This is a genomic window from Microbacterium sp., from assembly GCF_052099035.1.
Classification (GTDB): Bacteria; Actinomycetota; Actinomycetes; order Actinomycetales; family Microbacteriaceae; genus Microbacterium.
In genome coordinates this window covers 1-20,441 of record NZ_JBQDSX010000022.1, presented here as the reverse complement: position 1 = coordinate 20,441, position 20,441 = coordinate 1, and the positions used below count along the sequence as shown (strand labels likewise).

At 68.2% G+C, this 20,441-nt stretch carries 13 protein-coding genes; 3 read left to right on the top strand and 10 right to left on the bottom strand.

What is annotated here, in order from left to right:
- Window positions 1-32 precede the first annotated feature (32 nt).
- From eccD to ACTIAO_RS08915, 3 genes are read left to right on the top strand one after another with little or no spacing between them, the layout of a single operon-like run.
- Entirely contained in the window at window positions 33-1,367 is a 1,335-nt protein-coding gene (gene eccD / locus ACTIAO_RS08925) for a type VII secretion integral membrane protein EccD (RefSeq protein ID WP_441905940.1), read from the top strand.
- Between the two features lie 3 nt (window positions 1,368-1,370).
- The gene (eccB, locus tag ACTIAO_RS08920; protein ID WP_441905939.1) at window positions 1,371-2,717 is read left to right on the top strand and encodes a type VII secretion protein EccB; all 1,347 of its coding nucleotides are present in this window, start codon (window positions 1,371-1,373) and stop codon (window positions 2,715-2,717) included.
- Window positions 2,714-4,033, top strand: a complete 1,320-nt coding sequence (locus tag ACTIAO_RS08915) for a S8 family serine peptidase (protein WP_441905938.1) — start codon at window positions 2,714-2,716, stop codon at window positions 4,031-4,033. Before eccB ends, ACTIAO_RS08915 begins: the two co-directional genes overlap by 4 nt.
- 27 nt (window positions 4,034-4,060) lie before the next feature.
- Here ACTIAO_RS08915 and ACTIAO_RS08910 read toward each other — a convergent pair whose 3' ends face one another.
- From ACTIAO_RS08910 to ACTIAO_RS08865, 10 genes are all read right to left on the bottom strand, one after another.
- On the bottom strand, window positions 4,061-4,561 hold the full coding sequence (locus ACTIAO_RS08910; RefSeq protein WP_441905937.1) for a hypothetical protein: 501 nt from the start codon (window positions 4,559-4,561) through the stop codon (window positions 4,061-4,063).
- A 1-nt stretch (window position 4,562) separates the two neighbouring features.
- A complete protein-coding gene (locus tag ACTIAO_RS08905) occupies window positions 4,563-5,393 on the bottom strand; it encodes a PP2C family protein-serine/threonine phosphatase (protein ID WP_441905936.1) in 831 nt (276 codons plus the stop codon).
- On the bottom strand, window positions 5,390-6,955 hold the full coding sequence (locus ACTIAO_RS08900; RefSeq protein ID WP_441905935.1) for a DUF5684 domain-containing protein: 1,566 nt from the start codon (window positions 6,953-6,955) through the stop codon (window positions 5,390-5,392). Before ACTIAO_RS08900 ends, ACTIAO_RS08905 begins: the two co-directional genes overlap by 4 nt.
- On the bottom strand, window positions 6,952-9,522 hold the full coding sequence (locus ACTIAO_RS08895) for a transglutaminase domain-containing protein (RefSeq protein ID WP_441905934.1): 2,571 nt from the start codon (window positions 9,520-9,522) through the stop codon (window positions 6,952-6,954). Before ACTIAO_RS08895 ends, ACTIAO_RS08900 begins: the two co-directional genes overlap by 4 nt.
- The gene (locus ACTIAO_RS08890) at window positions 9,519-10,889 is read right to left on the bottom strand and encodes a DUF58 domain-containing protein (protein WP_441905933.1); all 1,371 of its coding nucleotides are present in this window, start codon (window positions 10,887-10,889) and stop codon (window positions 9,519-9,521) included. The genes ACTIAO_RS08895 and ACTIAO_RS08890 overlap by 4 nt, the downstream gene beginning before the upstream one ends.
- Complete coding sequence (locus ACTIAO_RS08885) at window positions 10,886-11,851, bottom strand: AAA family ATPase (RefSeq protein WP_441905932.1); 966 nt, start codon at window positions 11,849-11,851, stop codon at window positions 10,886-10,888. Before ACTIAO_RS08885 ends, ACTIAO_RS08890 begins: the two co-directional genes overlap by 4 nt.
- A gap of 55 nt (window positions 11,852-11,906) precedes the next feature.
- Window positions 11,907-17,843: an Ig-like domain-containing protein gene (locus ACTIAO_RS08880; protein WP_441905931.1), complete on the bottom strand. Its 5,937-nt coding sequence runs from the start codon at window positions 17,841-17,843 to the stop codon at window positions 11,907-11,909.
- Entirely contained in the window at window positions 17,843-18,970 is a 1,128-nt protein-coding gene (locus tag ACTIAO_RS08875; RefSeq protein ID WP_441905930.1) for a serine/threonine-protein kinase, read from the bottom strand. Before ACTIAO_RS08875 ends, ACTIAO_RS08880 begins: the two co-directional genes overlap by 1 nt.
- Before the next feature lie 90 nt (window positions 18,971-19,060).
- On the bottom strand, window positions 19,061-19,591 hold the full coding sequence (locus ACTIAO_RS08870) for a hypothetical protein (RefSeq protein WP_441905929.1): 531 nt from the start codon (window positions 19,589-19,591) through the stop codon (window positions 19,061-19,063).
- A 64-nt stretch (window positions 19,592-19,655) separates the two neighbouring features.
- Complete coding sequence (locus ACTIAO_RS08865) at window positions 19,656-20,240, bottom strand: DNA-3-methyladenine glycosylase I (protein ID WP_441905928.1); 585 nt, start codon at window positions 20,238-20,240, stop codon at window positions 19,656-19,658.
- Window positions 20,241-20,441 lie beyond the last annotated feature (201 nt).

The window sequence follows — 20,441 nt, the reverse complement described above, 5'->3', positions numbered from 1 at the left end:
AAACGTCGCAAACGTGGGGGGACACCACCGATATGAGTCAGAGCAGCGCCGTGGCAGGAGCCGTATTGCGGCTCTCCGTCGTCAGCGATGATCGTCGACTCGATGTCGGGGTGCCGTCACAAGTGCCGCTCGTCGAGATCATCCCGGGTTTCGCCCGCAGTCTCGGGGTTCTGGACCCTACGCTGACCCACGCGGGTTACGTGCTCCGGCGAGCCGATGGCGTAACCCTCGATCCTGCGCGCGGCGCAGCTGCCCAGGGCGTCCACGACGGAGAGCTACTCACCCTCGTGCGCGGCGGACTCGTCGCCGAGCCCCGGGTGTATGACGATGTGGTCGAAGCCGTCATCGACGCGACCGCCGAACAGCACGGCACCTGGAGCGCGAAGGACAGCTCGCGCACAGCCCTGTTCATCAGCATGACCTTCCTCGCGCTGTGCGCGCTGCTTCTCGTGGCAACACCGGCGACGTCACTGCTCCCCGCCATCATCGCGGGCTCCGGTGCAGTGATCCTCAGCGTGGCCGCGACCGTGCTCATGCGCCTGCGCCAGCCAGAGGCCGGACACGCACTCGGCCTCGCCGCTGCCGTCTACGGCGGACTTGCCGGCTACCTGGCCGTGCCGCCTCAGGACATCTGGGGCTGGCCCATCGCGGCCCTCGGACTCGGACTCGTCATCGTCGGCGGGGTGAGTCTCGCCGTCACGCAGGACAAGCCCGAGATCCACCTCGTTCCCATCGCCCTCGGCGCAACCCTCGGCATCACCGCCACAGCCGCTGCCGCTCTCGGTGACGCGGTCGCCCCCTACGCGATCATGCTTGCGGTCACCGCGCTGCTCGCCAACGGCATCCCCTGGCTCGCGCTCAGCTCCACGCGGATTCAGGTGATCTCGCCGCAGAGCGATGCCGATATGTTCACCGCCCCTGACCCGATCGACGCCGACGAGGTCAAGCGACGCGCTGCGGCGGGCACGCGTACGCTCATCGCGCTGCGCGCCGCACTCGGCGTCGCCGCCCTCATCGCCACACCACTCATCGCCGCAACCGGAATCCTCGGTGCGATCCTGTGCGTTCTGGCGTTCATCGGCATGATGTTCCAGTCCCGGCAGATCCATGCGCGGCTCGGTGTGCTCGTGCTCATGGCGATCGGCGCCATCGGTCTCGCCATCACCGGCGTCACCGTGGCCTTCGCCCTCCCCGACGTGCACACCTGGATGCTCATCGTGCTCATCACCGCCACGGTGCTGCTCGTCGGCCTCACGCTGCTCACGCCCAAGGCTCGCCTGCGGCTGGCGAGGGTGGCCGATACGGTCGAGGTCGTCGCGCTGGCGCTCCTGCTGCCGCTCGGCGTCGCTGCGGCGGGGCTCGTCTAACCGATGGCTACGAAGAAAGACCTCATCGAGGCGCAGGGATTCAGCCGCCGCAGGCTACTCTCCGCGTTCACCGGCGGCGCCCCCGGAGGCAAAGAGCTCGATCCGGCCAAACCGCTCCGCGCGGTCGTCGCAGGCGTTGCACTGACCGCCGGGATCATCCTGGCCGGTGTCTTCTACGGCATCATGCAGCCCGGCCTCCCGCAGGACTGGAAAGACAATCGGATGATCATCGCCACCGACACCGGTGCGCGCTACATCTCCTTCGATGGCACGCTGTACCCGGTCATCAACACCTCGAGCGCACGCCTGCTGATTCCGGCGAACGATTTCACGATCATCAAGACCGATGAAGGTTCGCTCGCCGACATCCCGATCGGGCCGGCGATCGGAATCCTCGGGGCACCTGATGACCTGCCGGAACCGGATGCTCTGCTGAACACCGCGTGGACGGCATGCGTCGATGAAGCTGAGGGAACAGCGGTCTCGATCTCGGACGCCCCCATCGCAAAGATCTCGGACGGCACGGGTGCTGTGGTTCGACGTGACGACGACATCTTCGTCATCTCGGGAGGCCTCCGCTATGCGGTTTCCCCGGATGAGGCGAACGCCGTGCTGCGCGCCGTCGGGCTCGGGACCAGCGACATCGTCGACGTAGATGGACTCTGGCTGAATCTTTTCCAGCCCGGCGAAGAGCTGGCGCCGATCACGGTGTCCGGGTTCGGTGATGCTGTGGCCGGCACCGACCTGCGCGCCGGCACGATCGTGCACGTGCAGGGCAGCGCTGAGGATGAACGGTACGTGGCCCTCGCATCCGGCGAGCTGGCGCAGCTCAGCCCCCTCGCCCATCAGCTCTACCTGCTCGGCAGCGGCGCGGATGCCGGGCCCGAGCAGGAGGTCTCGCCCGCCGAAGTCGCAGCGGTGCCCACCACTTCGAACGCCGGTGGGGCGGACTGGCCTACCCGCCCGCTCGAGATCCTGCCTTCCGGCGAGACGCCCTGCGCTGTTCTCGGCGGTGACGCGGTGACGGCCCTCGGGTCCACGGCGAGCGAGCTGCCGGAGGAACGCGGAACTGCTCAGGTGAGTGTCGGCGGCGGTGCGCTCGTGCAGATCGGCGTCGGCGGCGAGGAGTCGGTGAGCACCGCGGTGCTCATCGACGGATCCGGCACCGCATTCTCGATTCCCGCAGCGGGCACCGGCGATGACGGCGGCGACGACAGCATCCGCCGACTGGGCTACTCCGCAGCCGACGTCGGCCAGGCGTCGAACGAGTGGATCCAGTTCTTCTCGGCCGGCCCCGCGCTCACATCGGAAGCCGCTGGCATGTCTCCCGGGGAGGGCGCAGCGGAATGAGACGCCCGGCTCGGCTGATTCCCGCACTCGTTCTCGCCATCGCCGCGATCGTCACCCCGGCCGCGGCATCCGCATCGGATGCTCCGACAACAGTGCTTCCGGCAGCGACGAGCGGACAGACATGCACTGCGGAGAACCCGGTGCTCGCACCCCAGACGCCGGAAGCGCTGCTCCTGCTCGGCGCGGAAGACGCGCACCTCACAGCCACCGGTAAGGGGGTCGTCGTCGCCGTCGTCGACTCCGGCATCGACGCGAGCAACCCGCACCTCTCCCCCGCGGTCATCGGAGGCATCGACCTCGTCGGCGACGGGGAGCGGTCCGACGGGCTCACCGATATGACCGGCCATGGCACCGCGATCGCGGGGCAGATCGCCGCACGTCCCGTCACGGGATCGGGTGTCGTCGGTCTCGCTCCGGATGCTGAGTTGCTGTCCGTGCGCGTGTACCGCAGCGATGCGGATCAGGATGTGAAGGCGGGGTTCGGGCCCACCGCCCAGCGCATCGCCGATGGCATCCGCTGGGCGGCCGACCACGGCGCCGACGTCATCAATGTCTCGCTCTCACAGGCGACTGATTCCGTCGAGCTCCGCAGCGCCGTCGAGCACGCGGCAGCCGTCGGAGCTCTCGTCGTCGCCAGCGGCGGCAACCGCGCATCAGATCCGGAAGCACCGGACGGGCCGCGCTACCCCGCAGCGTACGAGCAGGCCCTCGGAGTCACGGCCACCGACGCGGGCGGACGTGTGACAGCGGACTCCATTCATGGACCGCAGGTCGACGTCTCCGCCCCGGGCATGAACATTCTCACCACAGCGATCGGTGCAGGCAACTGCCTCTTCGCCACGGAGACTCCCGCGGCGAGCTACGCGACCGCCTACGCGAGCGCAGCGGCGGCTCTCGTCGCCGAAGCTCACCCGGAAGACCCGGCCGCGGGCTGGGCCTACCGACTGAGCGCCACCGCGCTGCGCGCTGACCCGGATCATCGCGACGACGCGGCCGGTTGGGGTTTCATCCAGCCGTCCGCGGCGATTGCGCTGCTGCCCGACCGGAGCACTCGAGGTCCGGTCAGCCCGTTCTTCGATACGACCGAGGCCGAAGCGCGCCCACCGGCCGTTGCGATCGCTCCGGACCTCTCGTCGGTGCCGTTCATCCTCACTCGCGAGGCCGCCCTGTATGCCGCAATCGGCGGTGCGAGCCTGCTCGGCGTGCTCGGCATCCTCATCGTCTTTCGACGGCGACGCGCGGCATCGGACGATGCCCCGCCAGAGTTGGGCAGCGGCGGGCTCCTGGAACGCGACGAACCGGAAGAGCAGTACTGAGCACCGCGCCGGGTAACGGAGGCCCGCTCAGCCCGTGAACACCACGATGGCGAGAACCGCGAGGCCGATGAGGGAGACCACGCAGGCCGCCGCGGCGGCAGCGACCGCGTAGAAGCTCCACCGGCGCGACTGGCGTGCAACCGACGGACGATCGGGATCCTCGATCCTGGTGGGCGCGGCGGCCCCGGCGATCGCGGGCGGGCTGGCAGGTATCAGCGGCGCTGGCCGCGGCTTGTAGATGGACGGCGTCGCGGTGGCCTCATTCGTCGGCGCAACGGTGAGCGGGCGGATGACGGAGGCAGAGCCACCGTCCTCGACCCGCTGCGTACGGGGCACGGCACGATCGACAACGACGGTCTCATCCTCAGCGTCCGGCGAGTCCTCGGGTTTCGGAGTGTTCTCAGGTTCCGGGGAGCGCACGGGTTCCGAGCGAATTCCGGCTTCCGCGATCGACGATGCGGCGCGACGCCGCGCACGGCGCGTGAGCGCCACCGTCTCATCGGAATACGGTTCCTCGTCTTCTGCCACGTCAGACTCGCACTCGCACGGGAATCGTCGTGCCGTCGATCATGGAGTCCGTGAGCGCACCGGCGGCAATGCGGCCGGCGGTGACGTCGTCCGGGCGCGTTCTCGCGCCGCCGGAGATGACGTCGATCACCACGACCGAGACGTTGTCGCGCCCACCGGCTCGGAGTGCGCGACGGATCAGGGCGTCCGCCGCCGTTTCCGGGCGTCCGCACATCGTCAGCGTCGCGCGGATGCTCTCATCATTGACTTCACCGCTGAGCCCGTCGGAGCAGATGAGGAGGCGCTCGCCGTCGACGACGGGAAGAAGCCAGCTGTCGGCGACGCTCTCCTCGGCGCCGATCGCCCGAGTGATGACGTTGCGCTGCGGGAAGGTCGCGAGCTCCTCGGGCTTCATCCGACCGGCATCGATCAGCTCTTGACCGAGCGAGTGGTCGATGGTGATCTGCGAGAGCTCATTGCCGTGGTGACGGTAGACGCGCGAGTCTCCCACGTTGAAGACGAGCCAGTGCGGAGCGCCCTGATGCTCGACGAGCACGACACCGGATACTGTGCTCCCTGCCCCGCGCTTGAGCCCCGCAGACAGTTCCGAGACTTCTTCGTCCGCACGGCCGAGCGCCGCGCGGACATCTTCGACGGTGGCCGCGGTGGCGCACAGCGGCGCGAAGGCTGCGACGACCGCGGCGCTGGCCCGATCGCCGGCCTCGTGCCCGCCCATGCCATCGGCGACGAGGAACACCGGAGACTCCGCGAGAATGGCGTCTTCGTTCGCCGTGCGCTTCAGGCCGCGATCGGTCTGGCCGACCGCGTTCAGGATGACAGACGACACAGTCACGAATTGTTCTCCGCGACGACGTGCATCCCGACTTCACCGAGGATGAAGCGTCCGGTTCCGATGACGCTCTCCCCCGGGTCGAGCAGCGTCTCGGTGCCGTCCTCGGCGGCGACGACGACGCCGTTCGTCGAATGCAGGTCGGTCAGGCGCCATTCGTCGCCATCGACCACGAGGCGCGCGTGCGTCTTCGAGAGGGTCCGCGTGGTGTCCGCGACCGCGAGCCGCTGCTCGCCAGGCTCGCCGACCGGGTTGCGCCCGATGACGACGCTCGCACCGGAGAGCGCGAAGCGTCGGTCGTCATCGAGGACGAGGAAGCGCTGAACCCCGCGTCGACGGGGGACGATGACGGTCGAGTCGAGATCATCATCGGTGGGACGAGGCGTCACGACGGTCTTGTCCACCGTCTCAGCCAATCCCGCGGCGGGAACCGCTGGCGCGAGCGCGACCGGAGGAGCGAACGGGGCGGGGGGCGGAGTCGGCGGATCGGTCGGCGCGGGCCTGATCGACGGGGGCGCCGACACCTGTGCACCGTCGTGCTCCGTCGCGAACACCGGAGGTGTGGGACGCACTGCGGATGCCGCGGGCTCAGCGGGCGCAGCATCATCCGCGCTCGCCGGGAGGACAGCATCGCCGCTCATCGCGGCCATGATTCCGGTCTGCGGCGCCGGGTCGCGATGGGCCTCCGGCGGGACGGCAGCCGGTGGCGCGACCGGAACAGCCGGCGCGGCCGGAGTTGGTGGCGCAGCCGGAGTTGGCGGCGCAGCCGGAGTCGGCGGCACGGCAGCGGACGGTGCAGCCACGGGTGGCGGGGGCGGCGGGGCGACCACCGGAGTCCGCTGGGGCGCATCCCACGGCGACGGGGGCGCCGGCACCGGCTCGTCACGCACGGGCTCGTCACGCACGACGGGCTCCGAAATGACGGGCTCCGAAACCGCGGGCTCCGGGGCTGCAGTCTCCGAGACTGCGGGCTCCGAGACCGCGGGCTGCATAACGGGCTCTGAGGCTGCGGGCGGCACAGGAGGCAGCGAGAAGATGGTCGACGGCGCAGGCGTGTCGATGCGGTCGCCGGAGGGGGCTCGCGACAGCGACGGGATGGTGTAGCCGGAGGCATCCCGCGCGAGAGCAGACGGAACCTGAGCTGTGCGCCGTGGGCTCGGCTGGAGCGCCGCAAGGCGTTCTCCTTCCGCAAGAGGAGGCGCACCCCACGCGAGCACACTCGCCCAGACGGGCGGCAGGAGGATCGCGAGGATCGTCGCACCTGCGCCACGGTCGAAGCGCTCGTTGATGCGATAGGTGGCGACCACCTTCAGATAGAGGCCGTAGAGCTGCACGATGGGGATGAAGTAGAACACCACCGACCACGCCGGAACGCCGCCGCGTGCGAGGATCTCCGCCTCGTTGAGGATGGGGACCCAGCCCTTCCACCCCTCGCCGCCGATGCGCGGGAAAAGCCTCGCCAGCGCAACCGCGTACCAGATGTAGATGCCGAGAACGATGACCAGCGTAAGGCCACCGCCGACGATGAACGCCATGATGAGCCCCGTATCGGCTGGCGCTGTCATGAGTCCTCCTTCTTCGGGTCCGCGAAGGATCCGGCTACAGCGAGCGTACCCAGTGCGCGGCGACCACCTGGAGAGGGGACACCCCGTGCGGGGAGAATTCGTGCCAGGAATGAGGTCGGCCGCCAGCGGGCGCGAAGCCGCTGCCAGCGGCGGGTCTCACCGGCCAGAGCACTGCGCTCGGCGTCGACGATCGCCCAGGCGGCATCGGCATCCTCAGCAGCAGGGCCGTGCCCGGCGAACACTCCTCGATCGACGAGCGTCGCCAGCGCCGCGGCATCCGCACGACCGGTGGAGGCGGCGCGCTGCGCGCGCGTCCCGCGCGGGTCCATCTCGATGGCGTGATCCGCGTACAGGTCCGCCAGCTCTTCCCATGCGCCGGTCAGGCGCACTTCAGCATCCGGTGCGCGACGTCTGAGGCGCGCACGGCGACGCTTCGCGAATACGAGCACGAGGAAGGGCAGCAGAAGCAGCACCAGTGCTGCGAGGCCCAACCCGACGGCGCGGAGGATGGGGAGCAGGATCGCGAGCACGGCGGACGAGTCATCCGACAGCGGCACGGCATCGGCCTGCGAGTCGCTCTGCGCGAGAGGCGGGTCCATCGCCTCGCTGCGGGGCTGCTCGGGCACCGTCGGATGCTCGGGAAGCTGCTCGCCCTCGGTCAGCGTGCTCGGAAGCAGGGCGAACTGCGGTGTCACGTCGACCGTGCTCCATGCGCCACCCGACGCGCGCACCTCGACCCACGCGCTCATGCTCGCTCCGGTGCACACATCCGAGCACGCGGCGATACCGGGGACCTCCTCGGCGGACGCGAGTCGCGCGCCGATCACGACCCGGGACTCCAGCCCCCAGTACTGGGCGAGGAGCGCTGCTGCCGTCGCGAACTGCTCGTCGTCGCCGACGGCCGAGACGAGGAGTTCGGGGGCGGCACCCGACCCGGCACGGACTTCCTGATCGATGAGAGCGGTGAACAGCTCCTCGATGCGCGCGGCCGAGTGCCCCGCATAGCTCGGCGCGAAGGAGTACCCCTCGGACTCCTTCAGATCTGCGATCCATCCGGCCGCTGCTTCATCCTCGAGCAGGCCATGACTGAGGTAGCCGCGCGAGCGGAGGCGATCGATGAGCTCGAGATACCCCGCACCCGTACCCGGCTGATCCTGCATCGCCGCCCACTGCACCAGGGCCGGGTAGGCGTCGGCGTCGAGTGTCGATTCTCCGCCCTGAGAGCCGGCGATGCTCTCCGTCTCTCCAGGGGGATCGACGAGCACGGAGTAGCGATCGCCGGGAACGAGACCATTGCCGCCGCCGGGCACCGGCGCCACGGTGATCGCGGTTTCCCCACTGTCGTCGATGTGGAATCCGTCTGCCAGTTCGTCTGCGCGGCTGCCTTCGAACTCTGGAGCCGCGGCGAGGCCGCCGGGTGCGGGCACCCAGATGCCGCGGTATCCGTCGCCGACGGTGAAGCCGAGCTCGACCCGCCCCTCACCCGGCGCAGCCGCACGAGGCAGCCGACTGAAACGCGTGTCGAGCGAGATGTGGAAATCCTCGCCGTCGTAGGAGTCCAGAGTGACGAGGCGGATGCGATCCACAGCACCGGGATCGCCCTGCATCTGCACGACCGTGTCATCGAGCTGCGCGTTGGTGAACCACGACCGATATGCCGAGAGCGGGCTGGGCTGCTTCTGAACGACGATCATCGGCTCGATCTCGTCGCGGAGCACGGAGCGATCGGTCCAGCCCGCAGCCGTCGGCGCGATGACCATTCCGGCGATCAGCGCGATCACGACGATGCCACCGGCGAGGACGTGTCGGCGGATCGCCGGCCACACCGGCGCTCCGCGTCGAGATACGCTCTTCGCGGCGACGGTTCGTAGAGCGGATGCTCGCTGCAACCGGGTTCGGCCGATCAGGAACACCAGCGCCGAGACGAACACGGCGACGCCGATCAGCCACTCGCGCGGGGCGGGAAGCACGACCCACCCCACCGAAACCGCCGCACTCGTCGCACCGAGGCCGAACGCGATGCCGAATACGCTCATGCCCGCGACGACGACGACCGCGGCCGACGCCCGACGTCCGGGATGCATCGCGAGGAGGGTGGCCACGAACCCACCGAAGAGCATCACCACGAGCAGGGGCACGAGGACTGCCTGGTACTCCCCCAGCGGCGGGTTGAGGGTGAGCATCTGCTTCCACCCCACGACGACGCCGAGCACGGCGTCGCGCAGTCCGCCGAGGAAGGCGGGGATCGACGACATCGCGGATGGGATCGCGAGCGGCACGGCGAGCACCAGGTAGGCACCGACCGCCGCGAGCGACGCGACCAGGAGCCCCCACCGGAAAAGCCGGGCGCACACGGCGATGCCGACCCCGACGAGCCCACCCGCCACACCAACGATGATGGCGCGCGGAGATTCGTAGACCGGCCAGACCGCCGCGGTGGCCAGTCCGATCCCGACGATCACGTAGCCGACGGACCAGAGTGCGAGTGCAGAGATCGATACCGTCCGGCGAGCACGACGCGTGCGGCGCGTGCGGCCGGTGCCACGGCGGATCTGTCCTGCGTTCATCGCAGCGCTCCTCGCGCGAGCATCTGCGGAAGATCTCCCAGAGCGCCGAGCGTCATGACCGAGAGCTCTCTCGCCATGCGCATCGTGGGCTCTTCACCGAGTTCGCTGCGCACGACAACGGCCTCGACGGCCGCCGGCAGGCTGACCGCCGCACGCCGGAGCCGGTCCAGCGGCATGCGGGAACCGGTGAGCAGAAACGCGATCGACAGATCGGGATACGACTGCGCCGTCAGCGCCACAACGGCCTCGAGCCGCATCATCCGTTCGGCGGCGTCGATCGTGGAGGTGGCATCGAGCAGCGCCTTCGGCGTGACCGTCGGCAGGGTGCGGATGGAGAGAATCTCGGCACGGCTCTGCTCGGGAAGCTCATTGCTCACCGAGAGCAGCACGTCGCGCCCGTCGCGGACGCCCTGCAGCGCGAGGGATGCTGCGGCGCTGACCGTCGTCTCGAATTCGTCGTCGCTCTCATAGGAGTCGGCGGCGAGGTCGAGCATGATCGCGATCCGTGCGTGCCGTGATTCCTCGTACTGCCGCACCATGAGTCGTCCGGTCTTCGCCGTCGACTTCCAGTGCACGTGACGCTGCGAGTCGCCGACGACGTATTCGCGGACGGCGTGGAAGGAGAGGTCCGCGTCGACGAGGGTCGTGCTCGGCGTTCCCTCGAGGTCGCGGATCAGGCCCGCGCTGGTGCTGGGGAGGCGAACCGTGACGGGATGCACGTGAATGCGCTGCACATCGGGCCAGCGCAGTTCACGACGCAGGATGCCGATCGGATCGCCCCGCGTGATCGTCATGGGGCCCACGTCGATGACGCCGCGTTTATGGGCGGCGATCGTCAGCTCTTCACGGTGATGCGCTGCCGGCCTCAGCAGCGGAACGTGTGCTTCGACGAGGCCTTCACCCACGGGAACATCGACGATGCCGGGCAGCGAGAGTCGGGTGCCATTGTTGCGGACATCCAGGGTCGCGGTGATCTCGGCCCCCGCCACCACGCGGTCGCGATCCAGCTCCAGCTCGATGCCGTAGTCGTGCGCGCCGAGGATGAACGGGACGCAGGCGATGAGGAGAACCAGCGCGATCGCCGCGACTGTCCACCCCTCGACCCAGCCGAAAGCGACTCCGGCGACCGCTCCGAGAACGAGCGCTGCCACGACGAGAACACCGGCAGCGGTGATCGTCTCCCGCATCCACTTCGTCGTACGGCGCGCCACGCGTCGGGTGCGCCGCCATGCGACGCGCACGCCGAACACCGCGCCGCGGACGGGTCCGCGGCGCGTGCTGTCGTATCGCGTCACCGTGGAGGTGCGAGTGGAAGTGCTCGTCCCCGCCGTGGTGCGCGTGATACGCGACTCGGTGCTGAAGCTCACACAGTGCCGTTCTCGCTCGGCGGTTCGACGTCGAGCAGGATCTGACCGATCACTGCCACGGCCGTGACGCCATCGAATTCGGCCTCCGGCTCGAGCACGAGACGGTGCGCGAGGGCGACGACGGCGAGTTCGCGGACGTCATCCGGAGTGGCGAATGTCCGCCCGTTCTTCGCAGCCCACGTCATCACGAGGCGCGACAGCGCGAGAGCACCGCGCACACTCGCTCCGAGGCGCACCTCCGACGCACGACGGGTCGCATCGACGATGCGCATGATGTAGTCGGAGACCCGGGGGTTCACATAGACGCCGCGGGACATCTCGGCCATCGTGAGCAGGGTGTCGGTGCCGACGATGCCGTCCAGCACGTGCTTCGGCTGCGCGGCCCCCTGCAGGATGCGCATGGTCGCCGCCTCGTCGGGATAGCCGATCGACGTCTTGATCATGAAGCGGTCCAGCTGCGCCTCGGGCAGGCGATAGGTGCCGCCCTGCTCGATCGGGTTCTGCGTTGCGATGACGAGGAACGGGGACCCGACCGGACGCGTCACGCCGTCGGTGGTGACCGTGCCCTCCTCCATCACCTCGAGCAATGCCGACTGGGTCTTCGGGCTCGCTCGGTTGATCTCGTCGGCGAGCACGATGTTCGCGAACACGGGTCCCGCATGGAACTCGAACGTGCCCTCTTTCTGGTCGTACACCGTGATGCCGGTGACATCCCCCGGGAGCAGATCGGGCGTGAACTGGATGCGCGTGCTCGTGCCCGTCACGGTCTGGGCGATCGAGCGCGCGAGCGCCGTCTTGCCTGTGCCGGGGACGTCTTCCAGAAGCACGTGGCCATCGCTGATCGCCGTGGCGAGCACGAGCTCGACGACGTGCCGCTTGCCGAGGATCGCCTGCTCGACGTTGCCCGTGAGGATCGAGAACGTCTCGGCGAACCAGGAGGCCTGTTCGGGGGCGATGGTCATGAAACATCCTCTCGGAGGGTGGAGATGCAAGGAGATCTGTGAATGGAGCACGTCATCATGGACACTCCGTGAAACGCTTGGTGATCGGGGCCAGCGTGGCGTACGCGTCGGTCCAGGTGATCTTCACGACGAATTCAGGCTCTTCTCCCTCAGGGACAGAATCATCCGGGACAGAGGTGAAATCGTACGAATAGTTCGCAGCCGCCGAGACCGTCACGACGTCTTCGGAAATGGCGGGTAGACACTCGGCGAATGCGACTTCGACGGTGGTCGGCGCCGTGGTCGCGGTGATGTTCACCGCATCCGAACAGGAGTCGGGCTGGATCTCGTTGCATACCCGAGCGCGCACCTGCCCGGGGGACCCATCGGAGGTGAGGGCGAAATCACTGCGCCATGCCCCGTACATATCGTATTGAGCGGCGAAGCCGTCTTCGACGTCCAGCCGGGGAGCGGACTTCAACCCGTACGAATACCGGTTCCCGTCCTTTTCCCACTCCGTGTCGACCGTGTATGTCGTGTCTCCGCCCGGGCCGTCAACGAATGTGAACGTGAAGACGGTTGCGGTCTCCGACTCCGCCACGCCGAAGCCGTTCGTGACGCAGGCCTTGACGCGGTAGATCCGGTACGCCTGCAGCCCCTGCAGTGATGGCGAATCCGACTGCACCTCGGCTCCGGAGATATCGAGCCCGCCCTCTCCATCCGCACTGCACGATGCCGTTCCCGACTGCCAAGCAAGGTAGGTGACGCTCGCCCCCTGCGTACTGCCATTCGCCTGTGCGGCGATACCGGACACGTTGACGGAGGTGTTCGAGGCCGCGGTCGCCTGAGTCCATGCGGGATCGAAGTACGGAGCACCCGCGACCGTGACGGACGTCGTGAACGCACCCCCCTCATTGCCGCTGTCGCCCGTAGGCGGCTGGAACTGGCTGATCGGAACCAATGTGATCGACCGTTGGCCGGGTTCCAAGACGATCTCGGCTGTGGTTGCGCCGTTGGGTTTGCGGTTGATGACCTCACCGGTCTCCTGCACACGGATCGCGATGGCATCGTCTGAGGAGTCGATAGAGAGCGCTGCGACCCCTCGATACCGGTCGGTGACGCCGGCTCGGTAGACGGGTGTCGCCGTGGCGTTCGAGACGACGGGAGCCGCGTACGCCCAGCTCGTGACCGGTGTGGTCGATGGCGACGTGCCGACGGCATTCACCGCGGCGGCCGAGAACGTGTGCGGTTCACCGTTCACGAGCCCGCCCACCGTGCACCGGTACACGCCGCCGCCCGCGGGTGCGCAAGAGGCGTTGGCCGCGGCGCCATCCTGAAGCAGCGTGATCGACGAGACGGCGGGATGTGCGCGTCCGGCCTCGCCGAGCGCAACATCGAGTACGACCGTGGAGCGGGTAAACCCGGCGGTGGTGATGCTCGCGGGTGCCTGCGGGAAGCCCTGCAGGTCGAGCGTCAGGGTTCCGGTGCCGGTGCGCCCCTGCGCGTCCGAGACGGTGAACGGGACGATGCACTGCCCACCGGGCGCCTGGCCGCCGCTGGGCCAGCTCGCCACGACCGACCGGCTGCCCGACACCGAGATCGATGCCACGTCGCAGCGCGCGCCACCACCGAGTGAAACCAGACGCAGCCCGGATCCCGGCTTGCCTTCGAAGGGGTCGTACTCGCCGGCCACGTCGACGACGTCGATCGTGCAGTTCGGGTTCGTCACCACGCACTGGCTGGTGAAGGTCGCGCCCCGCGGCGCGTCGGGAGGAGCCGCACCGACAACGAGCACCACGGACGCGGACGGGTCGCCGTACGCGGGCACGGTGACGCTGATGTTCTCCCGGTTTCCTGGTGCGGCATCCGCTCGCGCTTCAACGCTGAGGGTGGACCCGTTCTGCGTCACGACGAACGCGGAGCCGGAGTAGACGATGCGGTAATCGAGCGAGCGAGCGTTTCCCTCGCGTCCGCCCTCCCACGCGGCCATGCTGTTGTAAAGATCGACGTTCTGCGTCGCGCCCGGTGCGATGGTGAACGAAATCGAGGACAGCAGAAGCTGCGGCTCCGAGGGGCGGATGCCGATGGGAATGTCCACGTACGACCACGTCGTCTGTCCCTGCAGACGCACGGAAACGAGGCAGGTGTCCGACCATGGCGCGTCCGTGCCCGCGCGGTAGAGCGCTGCGCCGGACTCTTCGGCCATGCAGCTCGCATTGGCGCGCTGGGCGACGAAATCACCCGTCCCGATCTCGACGGTGTCCGCGGCGGGCAGGTCGAGGAACTCCCGGATATCGAAGGACACCGACGCGTTCTCATCGACGGTCACCGGCGTCGCGTTCGGTACGAGCTGCACGCGCATGTCGTCGAACGCGGGAATCCGCAGGAAGCCGTAACCGGTGATATCGCGACCGCCCGAGCCCTTCCCCTTCAGCTGGAAGGGAACGAGGTCGCCCTCCGCGGGCGGGGTGCCGATGATGCGGTTGCCGCTCACGGAATAGTCCGGATTCTCGCCCCACAGGCTCAGCGTCAACGCACTGGTATCTCCGGAGGGCCACTGCACGCGGTCGGTGACCACGTCGATGCCGCCATCGGCCAGATCTGCCCGGTCGCGTGCGGTGAGGACCGTGTCGGTCACGCGCGGCTGATCGGCAACAGTTCCCTCCGTGACGGAAACGACGATGAGCCCCTGCGCGGTGCTGGATGTGACCGAGGATCTGACTGTGTAGAAGTAGGAGTTCGTCCCGACGGTGTCTCCGGCCTGCAGCACGACTCGCCCGTCCTCCAACGACGTGCTCGGATCGATGAGCGCATCCAGACGGTCAAAGAGCGGGTTGCCCGGAACCGGCGGCGCGTTCGGGACGAGCTCGACGAGCTCGAGTTCACCGTGAGCGGGGTCGAGGTCATTCGCTCGCGGGTCCAGGACCACAGGAATCGATGACCCCGCCTCCACCCGCACGTAGTCGCTGAAGGTGACCGGAGCCGAGTTCTCGACCTTTCCGTCGAGAACGCCGATCCGAACCAGACCGGTCCCTTCTTCGCCCTGCGTGTCGCGCACGGTGTACGGGAAGGTCACCTGCCCGCCGGAGACTCCGCCGGCGGGTGCCCGGTAGACGATCGTGTCGCCGCGCGACGAGATCGTCGCCGTACCGGAGCCCTTGCTGGGCTGCTCGACGGATGCGAGCACGACCGAGTCGCCGTCAGCATCCATTCCGGTGGTCGGCACGGACACCGACACGCTCTGTCCGCTCAGCGCTCTGGCGGTGAGCGTCTTGGGGATCGGTGCGCGGTTGGTGCCTGACGGCACGACGGTGACGATGACCGAGCCGCTGTCGTACAGGCTCGGATTGCGCTCCAGCGACGCCGAATACGAGAGCCGGTAAGTGCCCGGAGTGCTCGGGGCGAGGTAGCGCAGCGTGTTCCCCCGTGCGAAGACGAGCTCGCCCGACTCCCCGGAGCCGGTGACATCGGGCAGCACGACCAGGGGCTCGCCACGAGGGGCGACATCGTTCGCGGCGACGTTGATCGTCGCGAGCGCGCCGGCTCGGACGGTGATCGCATCGGGGAAGACGATCGGGCGAGTGACAGTCGATGACGGGGTGAGGAACACGGTGACGGTCCCCTCCACCGCAGCACCGGATCCGTCGGCGACCGTCACCGTTGCCTTGCCGACGACGCCCGGCACCCCCTCTTCGGTGCTGCCGCTGAGCCGGAGGCGGGCGTTGCCGACGACGCTGACGCTGAGTTGCGGCGTCGAGCTCACAGCATCGGCGAGGATCAGCACGCGTCCGCTCGTGTTCTGCACGGCACGGAGCACATCGACGGTCGTATCTTCGCCCTCGCGGACGAAGGCAGTGACCGGTGCCATCGTGAGCGCAGTCGCACCGTCGATGGCGGTGATGCGGATCACCGCCGATTGCTCGGCCTGCGTCGTCACATCCTGCGCGGTGTAGGTGATCACGTACTGCCCCGGCTCCGCGACGGTGAGCTCGACGTTCCCCGAAGCGGTGTTCGGCGTCACCGAGAGGCCATCGGCGGTCGCGGCCGTCTGTACGGCGTCGACAAGGCGATACGACCCGGAACCGCCGGCGAGATGATCGGAGATGCGGATCGACTGCGGTTCTCCCACGCGTGTGGTCAGCGCGACGGGTGAGGCGATCAGCGCCGCGCTTCCGGTCACCTGCACATCCAGCGTCTTCTCGGCGACAGCGCCGTGCACGTCGGTGACCACGACGGTGATCGAGATCGTGGCATCCGCGGCGTTGGGGTCGGTGTGGCGGATGGCGACGTGGCCGTCGTCCATCGGCACAACCATCACCGGTGCGGATGAATCGGTCTCGTAGGCGTCGCTGAGGATGAACGGATCACCCTCCGGATCCACCCACCCGGAGAGCGCCGAGACGATCGTGCTTCCGCCCGGGAGGATCTGCGGCGTCGGCCATTCCTGCTGGCAGGCCTCGACGCCGCACCACACCGGCGCGGAGTTCACCTCGGGAGCGGCGACGGAAAGAGTCACCGTCGCTGGCGGCGACACCGCGGAGCCATCGGTGACGGCGTACGTGAAACTCGTCTGGCCGGATGCCGCGCGCACGTTCACCACGAGGGACTGTCCGTTGGCGACGAGCGACAGGTCTCCGAAGTCCGGGTCTACCAGACCGCCCGCGATCGAGTCCGGGTCGATCGTGAGGACGTCCTTCTTGTTCGGATCGTGATCGTTCAGCAGCACCGGCAGCACGACCTGCTCGCCCTGGCGCACGCCGAAGGCATCGTCGACCGCAACCGGAGGCAGCTGCTCGGCGACGTCCTCGACGATGACCGTGCCCTCCTCCTGCTCGGTGTCATCCTCGATCGCCCACTGCTCGAGCGGTACGAGGATGCCATCGGGTGCGGTCCAGATCAGGCCGGTGCCGAGTTCTGTCAGCACCGCCCGGTCTCCGTTGGCGCGGAAGACCGGCTCGATCGATGCGGATTCGAGGACGTCGCCGGGAACAGAGATCGGAACCGTCTCGCCGTCGGCCCAGAGCGTTCCGGACCCGGTGTCCAGCCAGGCCGCGTACGTCGACGATCCGACGACGACAGGGACGGCGGGCGCACCGGATGCCTCGGCGATACGGGTGGCCTCTCCTGAGGAGAGGTTGACGGAGACCAGCCCCGCGGAGTCCGCGATCATGACCGCATCTCCGCGTGCCGCGCCGTCCTGCAGCACGGCATCCTCAGTGACATCCACCGAGACCGGCTCGTCCCGTCCCGAGATCCAGAGCGTGCCGTCAGCGGGCTGCAGCATCGCCCAGCGCTCGCCGATAACGCTGAGCATGAGTGCGCCGTCGCCCGTGGGCGCGGAGGAGATCGGTGAAGCGTCGCCGAGGAACTGGTGCTGCTCGATGTCGAAGCGGCGCATCGCGCCTTCTTCTGCCGAATACAGCGCGAGGATGCCGTCGGGAGACAGCCCGATCGCGTCGGCGGTGTATGTCGGCGGATCCTCGCCTTCGGCGACCTCGACCTGCGCGAACGGATCGACCAGCGCCGTTCCTGCGCCCGCGGCGAGCGTGGTCACCGACACCTGTCCGGTGTCGGTCCGATAGGCAGCGTACGGTCCCGCGGACACGATCTGCCGGGTGCCGGCCGGGGTGGGTTCTGAGGCGAGGGGTGCGCCCTCATCCTCACTGGCGGAGAGCAGATCGACGGGGTTGGCGGGGTCGAGATCCCAGCGCTGACGGTTTCCCTGGCTGTACAGCACGGCGTCGGAGCCGCTCTGCCACACCGCCTCCGGAGCATCCACGTTGCGCACGGTGTCGATTTCAGCGAGCTCGGTGTTGACGCGTGCGTACTGGCCGGAGTCGCGCATGACCCAGACCGACGATTCCAGGCGCGGGATCTCCTGAGTCTGGTATCCCTGCGCGGTGACGGCCAGTCCCACGACGACCAGCACTGCCGCTGCGCCGGCGATCGCTGCGATCAGACGCCCCCGCGATCGGGGCGCCGGGGCAGTGCGCGACCTGTCTCCGATCGCCATCAGATCACTCCCGTGAGGAAGAGCGCCGTCATACCCAGAATGGCGATCGCGGCCGCGCCGATGACGGCGCCGATCACGCCGGCCATCCAGGGCGACCGCCGACGTGCAGGGGCTGCGACGTCGTCCCGATCGCGCGGCCGCTCCGCTGCCTTGGCCGCGCGAGCAGCACGGCGGGAGTCAGCGGCGACCGTCGTGATCACCGGTCCCCGCGGGCCCGAGTCGGAGAAACTGACCGGCGCTGCGGCGGCCCACTCTGCGGATGCCGCTTCGAAGGCGGTCGGCGCGATCCCCAGCTCGTACTGCGCCCAGCGCAGCCGCTCAGCGAATGCGGCCATGGAGGGAAAGCGGCGTGCGGGGTCGCGGTCCATCGCGGTTGCCAGGATGTCGTCGATGATCGGCGGCATGTCCGGCACCGGCAGCGCCGTATAGCGCGCGCGGATGATGCGCTGAGTGAGCTTCTCCCTCGAGTTGGACTCGCGATCGGGCCGCTCGAACGGGCTGCGTCCGCAGAGCAGCGTGTACAGCGTCGCGGCGAAGCTCCACACTTCACTCGGGATCGAGCCGGACACCTTCTCCTGCAGCACCTCGGGCGAGCTCCACGGAATCGACATCGCGAAGGTCTCGGGGTCGCCCTCATCGACGACCGCGGCGGCGATCCCGAAGTCGGCCAGCACGGGAGCGCCGAGCGAGTTGATCAGCAGGTTGGAGGGTTTGATGTCGCGGTGCAGAAGCCCTGCGCGGTGCACGGTCTCCAGCGCTCCGGCGATCCGTACTCCTGCGTCGAGCACCTCGGCCAGCGGCAGCGGTGCCTTCTTGTATCGCGCGCTCATCGTGTCGGGGCAGTACTCCATCGCGAAGTACGGTCGGCCATCTGCCGAGATGGAGGCCTGGTAGATCGAGACGATCGACGGGTGGGCGCTGAGGCGCGCAGAGATGTCGGCCTCGACGTTGAACGTGCGCAGCACCTCGGGGTTCACGGCATCCGCCAGGAGGACCTTGATGGCGGTCACGCGGCGCGGCATGTCCTGCTCGTAGAGGAAGACGTCGGCGAATCCGCCGGAACCGAGCGGGCGCACGTAGCTGTATCCCGCCAGCACTGGCGGCGCCGAGGCAATCCGCTTCGCCACGCACCCTCCTCCGGCTTCATGAGGGGTGTACGGGCCACTCCACGGCGCCCTGAAGCAGACGAATCCCCCGATCGTCGAGTATATCCTCGCTCAGCCCGCATCGTATCGACAGGTCACCGTGCCGTTATCCGATGTCTCATCGACAACGACCTCGTCGTTCCAGGTGATCTGGCAGCTGACGGTCTGGGAGGCGGCATCTTCGGGAACTTCGATGGTGAGTTCGACCCAGGAGCCCTTTGTGTTGTAGTTGGCCCTGCCCTCCGCCGGCCATTTCACAGTGCGGTTCTCCGTGTCGTTGACGAATGTCGCAGACATTCCCGCGGGCCCCTGTCCGTGGAGTTCAACCCTGTTGAGAGATCTGGCGGAGATCATACCCACGATGAAGACGACCGTCAGAATGACGGCGATGATCAGCGACGTCAGCGCGCAGATCAACGCCCAGCCGCCGCGTGCGGAGGGGGATCGGCGGGCGCGGATGCCGAGCACGAGCCCGGTTATGCCGACCGCGGCCAGCGCGACAATTACGAGGATGCTGGGGAAGGGCAGTGCCCTGTACGGCACTGCGAGAAGGATGCAGAGCACGAGAGAAACGGCGGAGAGCCAGATGGCAACCGTGGGCATGCGCGGGCGGTGAACATTCTCGCCTTGTGCGGTGGGCGTAGAAGGGTTCTGTTCGCTCATGGAGTCAAACATCCTCTCTCACGATCACTGACCAGCATCCTGCGACGTGATCATCGACCATGCCGGTCGACTGCATCAGCGCGTACATCGTCGTCGGTCCGACGAAGCGGAAACCCCGCGCACGCAGTGCCTTGCTCATCGCGGTCGACTCTGCCGTCACGGCGGGAACGTCGTCGAACGAACGCGGGCGGATGCCGCGAACGGGCGCGAACGACCACATCAGTTCGTCGAGTTCTCCGGGTGCCAGTTCGCGGACCAGGCGTGCGTTGCCGATCGTGGCGAGGATCTTGGCGCGGTTGCGGATGATTCCAGCATCCGCCATCAGACGTTCGACGTCGCCGTCATCGAAACCCGCGACCGTCTCGGGATCGAATCCGGCAAACACCTCGCGGAACCGCGGGCGCTTGCGCAGGATCGTGATCCAGCTGAGCCCCGCCTGGAATCCTTCCAGCGCCATCTTCTCGAACAGCGCGCGATCACCGTGCAGCGCGACGCCCCACTCCTCGTCGTGGTACCGCTGGTACTCGGCATCCGTCCCGACCCATGCACACCGCGCGCGTCCATCGCTGCCGACGAGAAGAGAGGTCATGGGTTCAGCGGCTCGATTCCGCGTGTCGTGTCTTCCGCGACGACGCCATGATGAAGAACGAGTATCCGATGAGCGCCCACCCGAGTGCTGTGAGCAGCGCCATCGGCACCCACGCCCAGATCTGACCGCCGCGACGCCCGGAGACAGGCCGTATTCAACCGGTCGTCGCAACACCGGCGAATCGGGGTATCGGATGAGCGT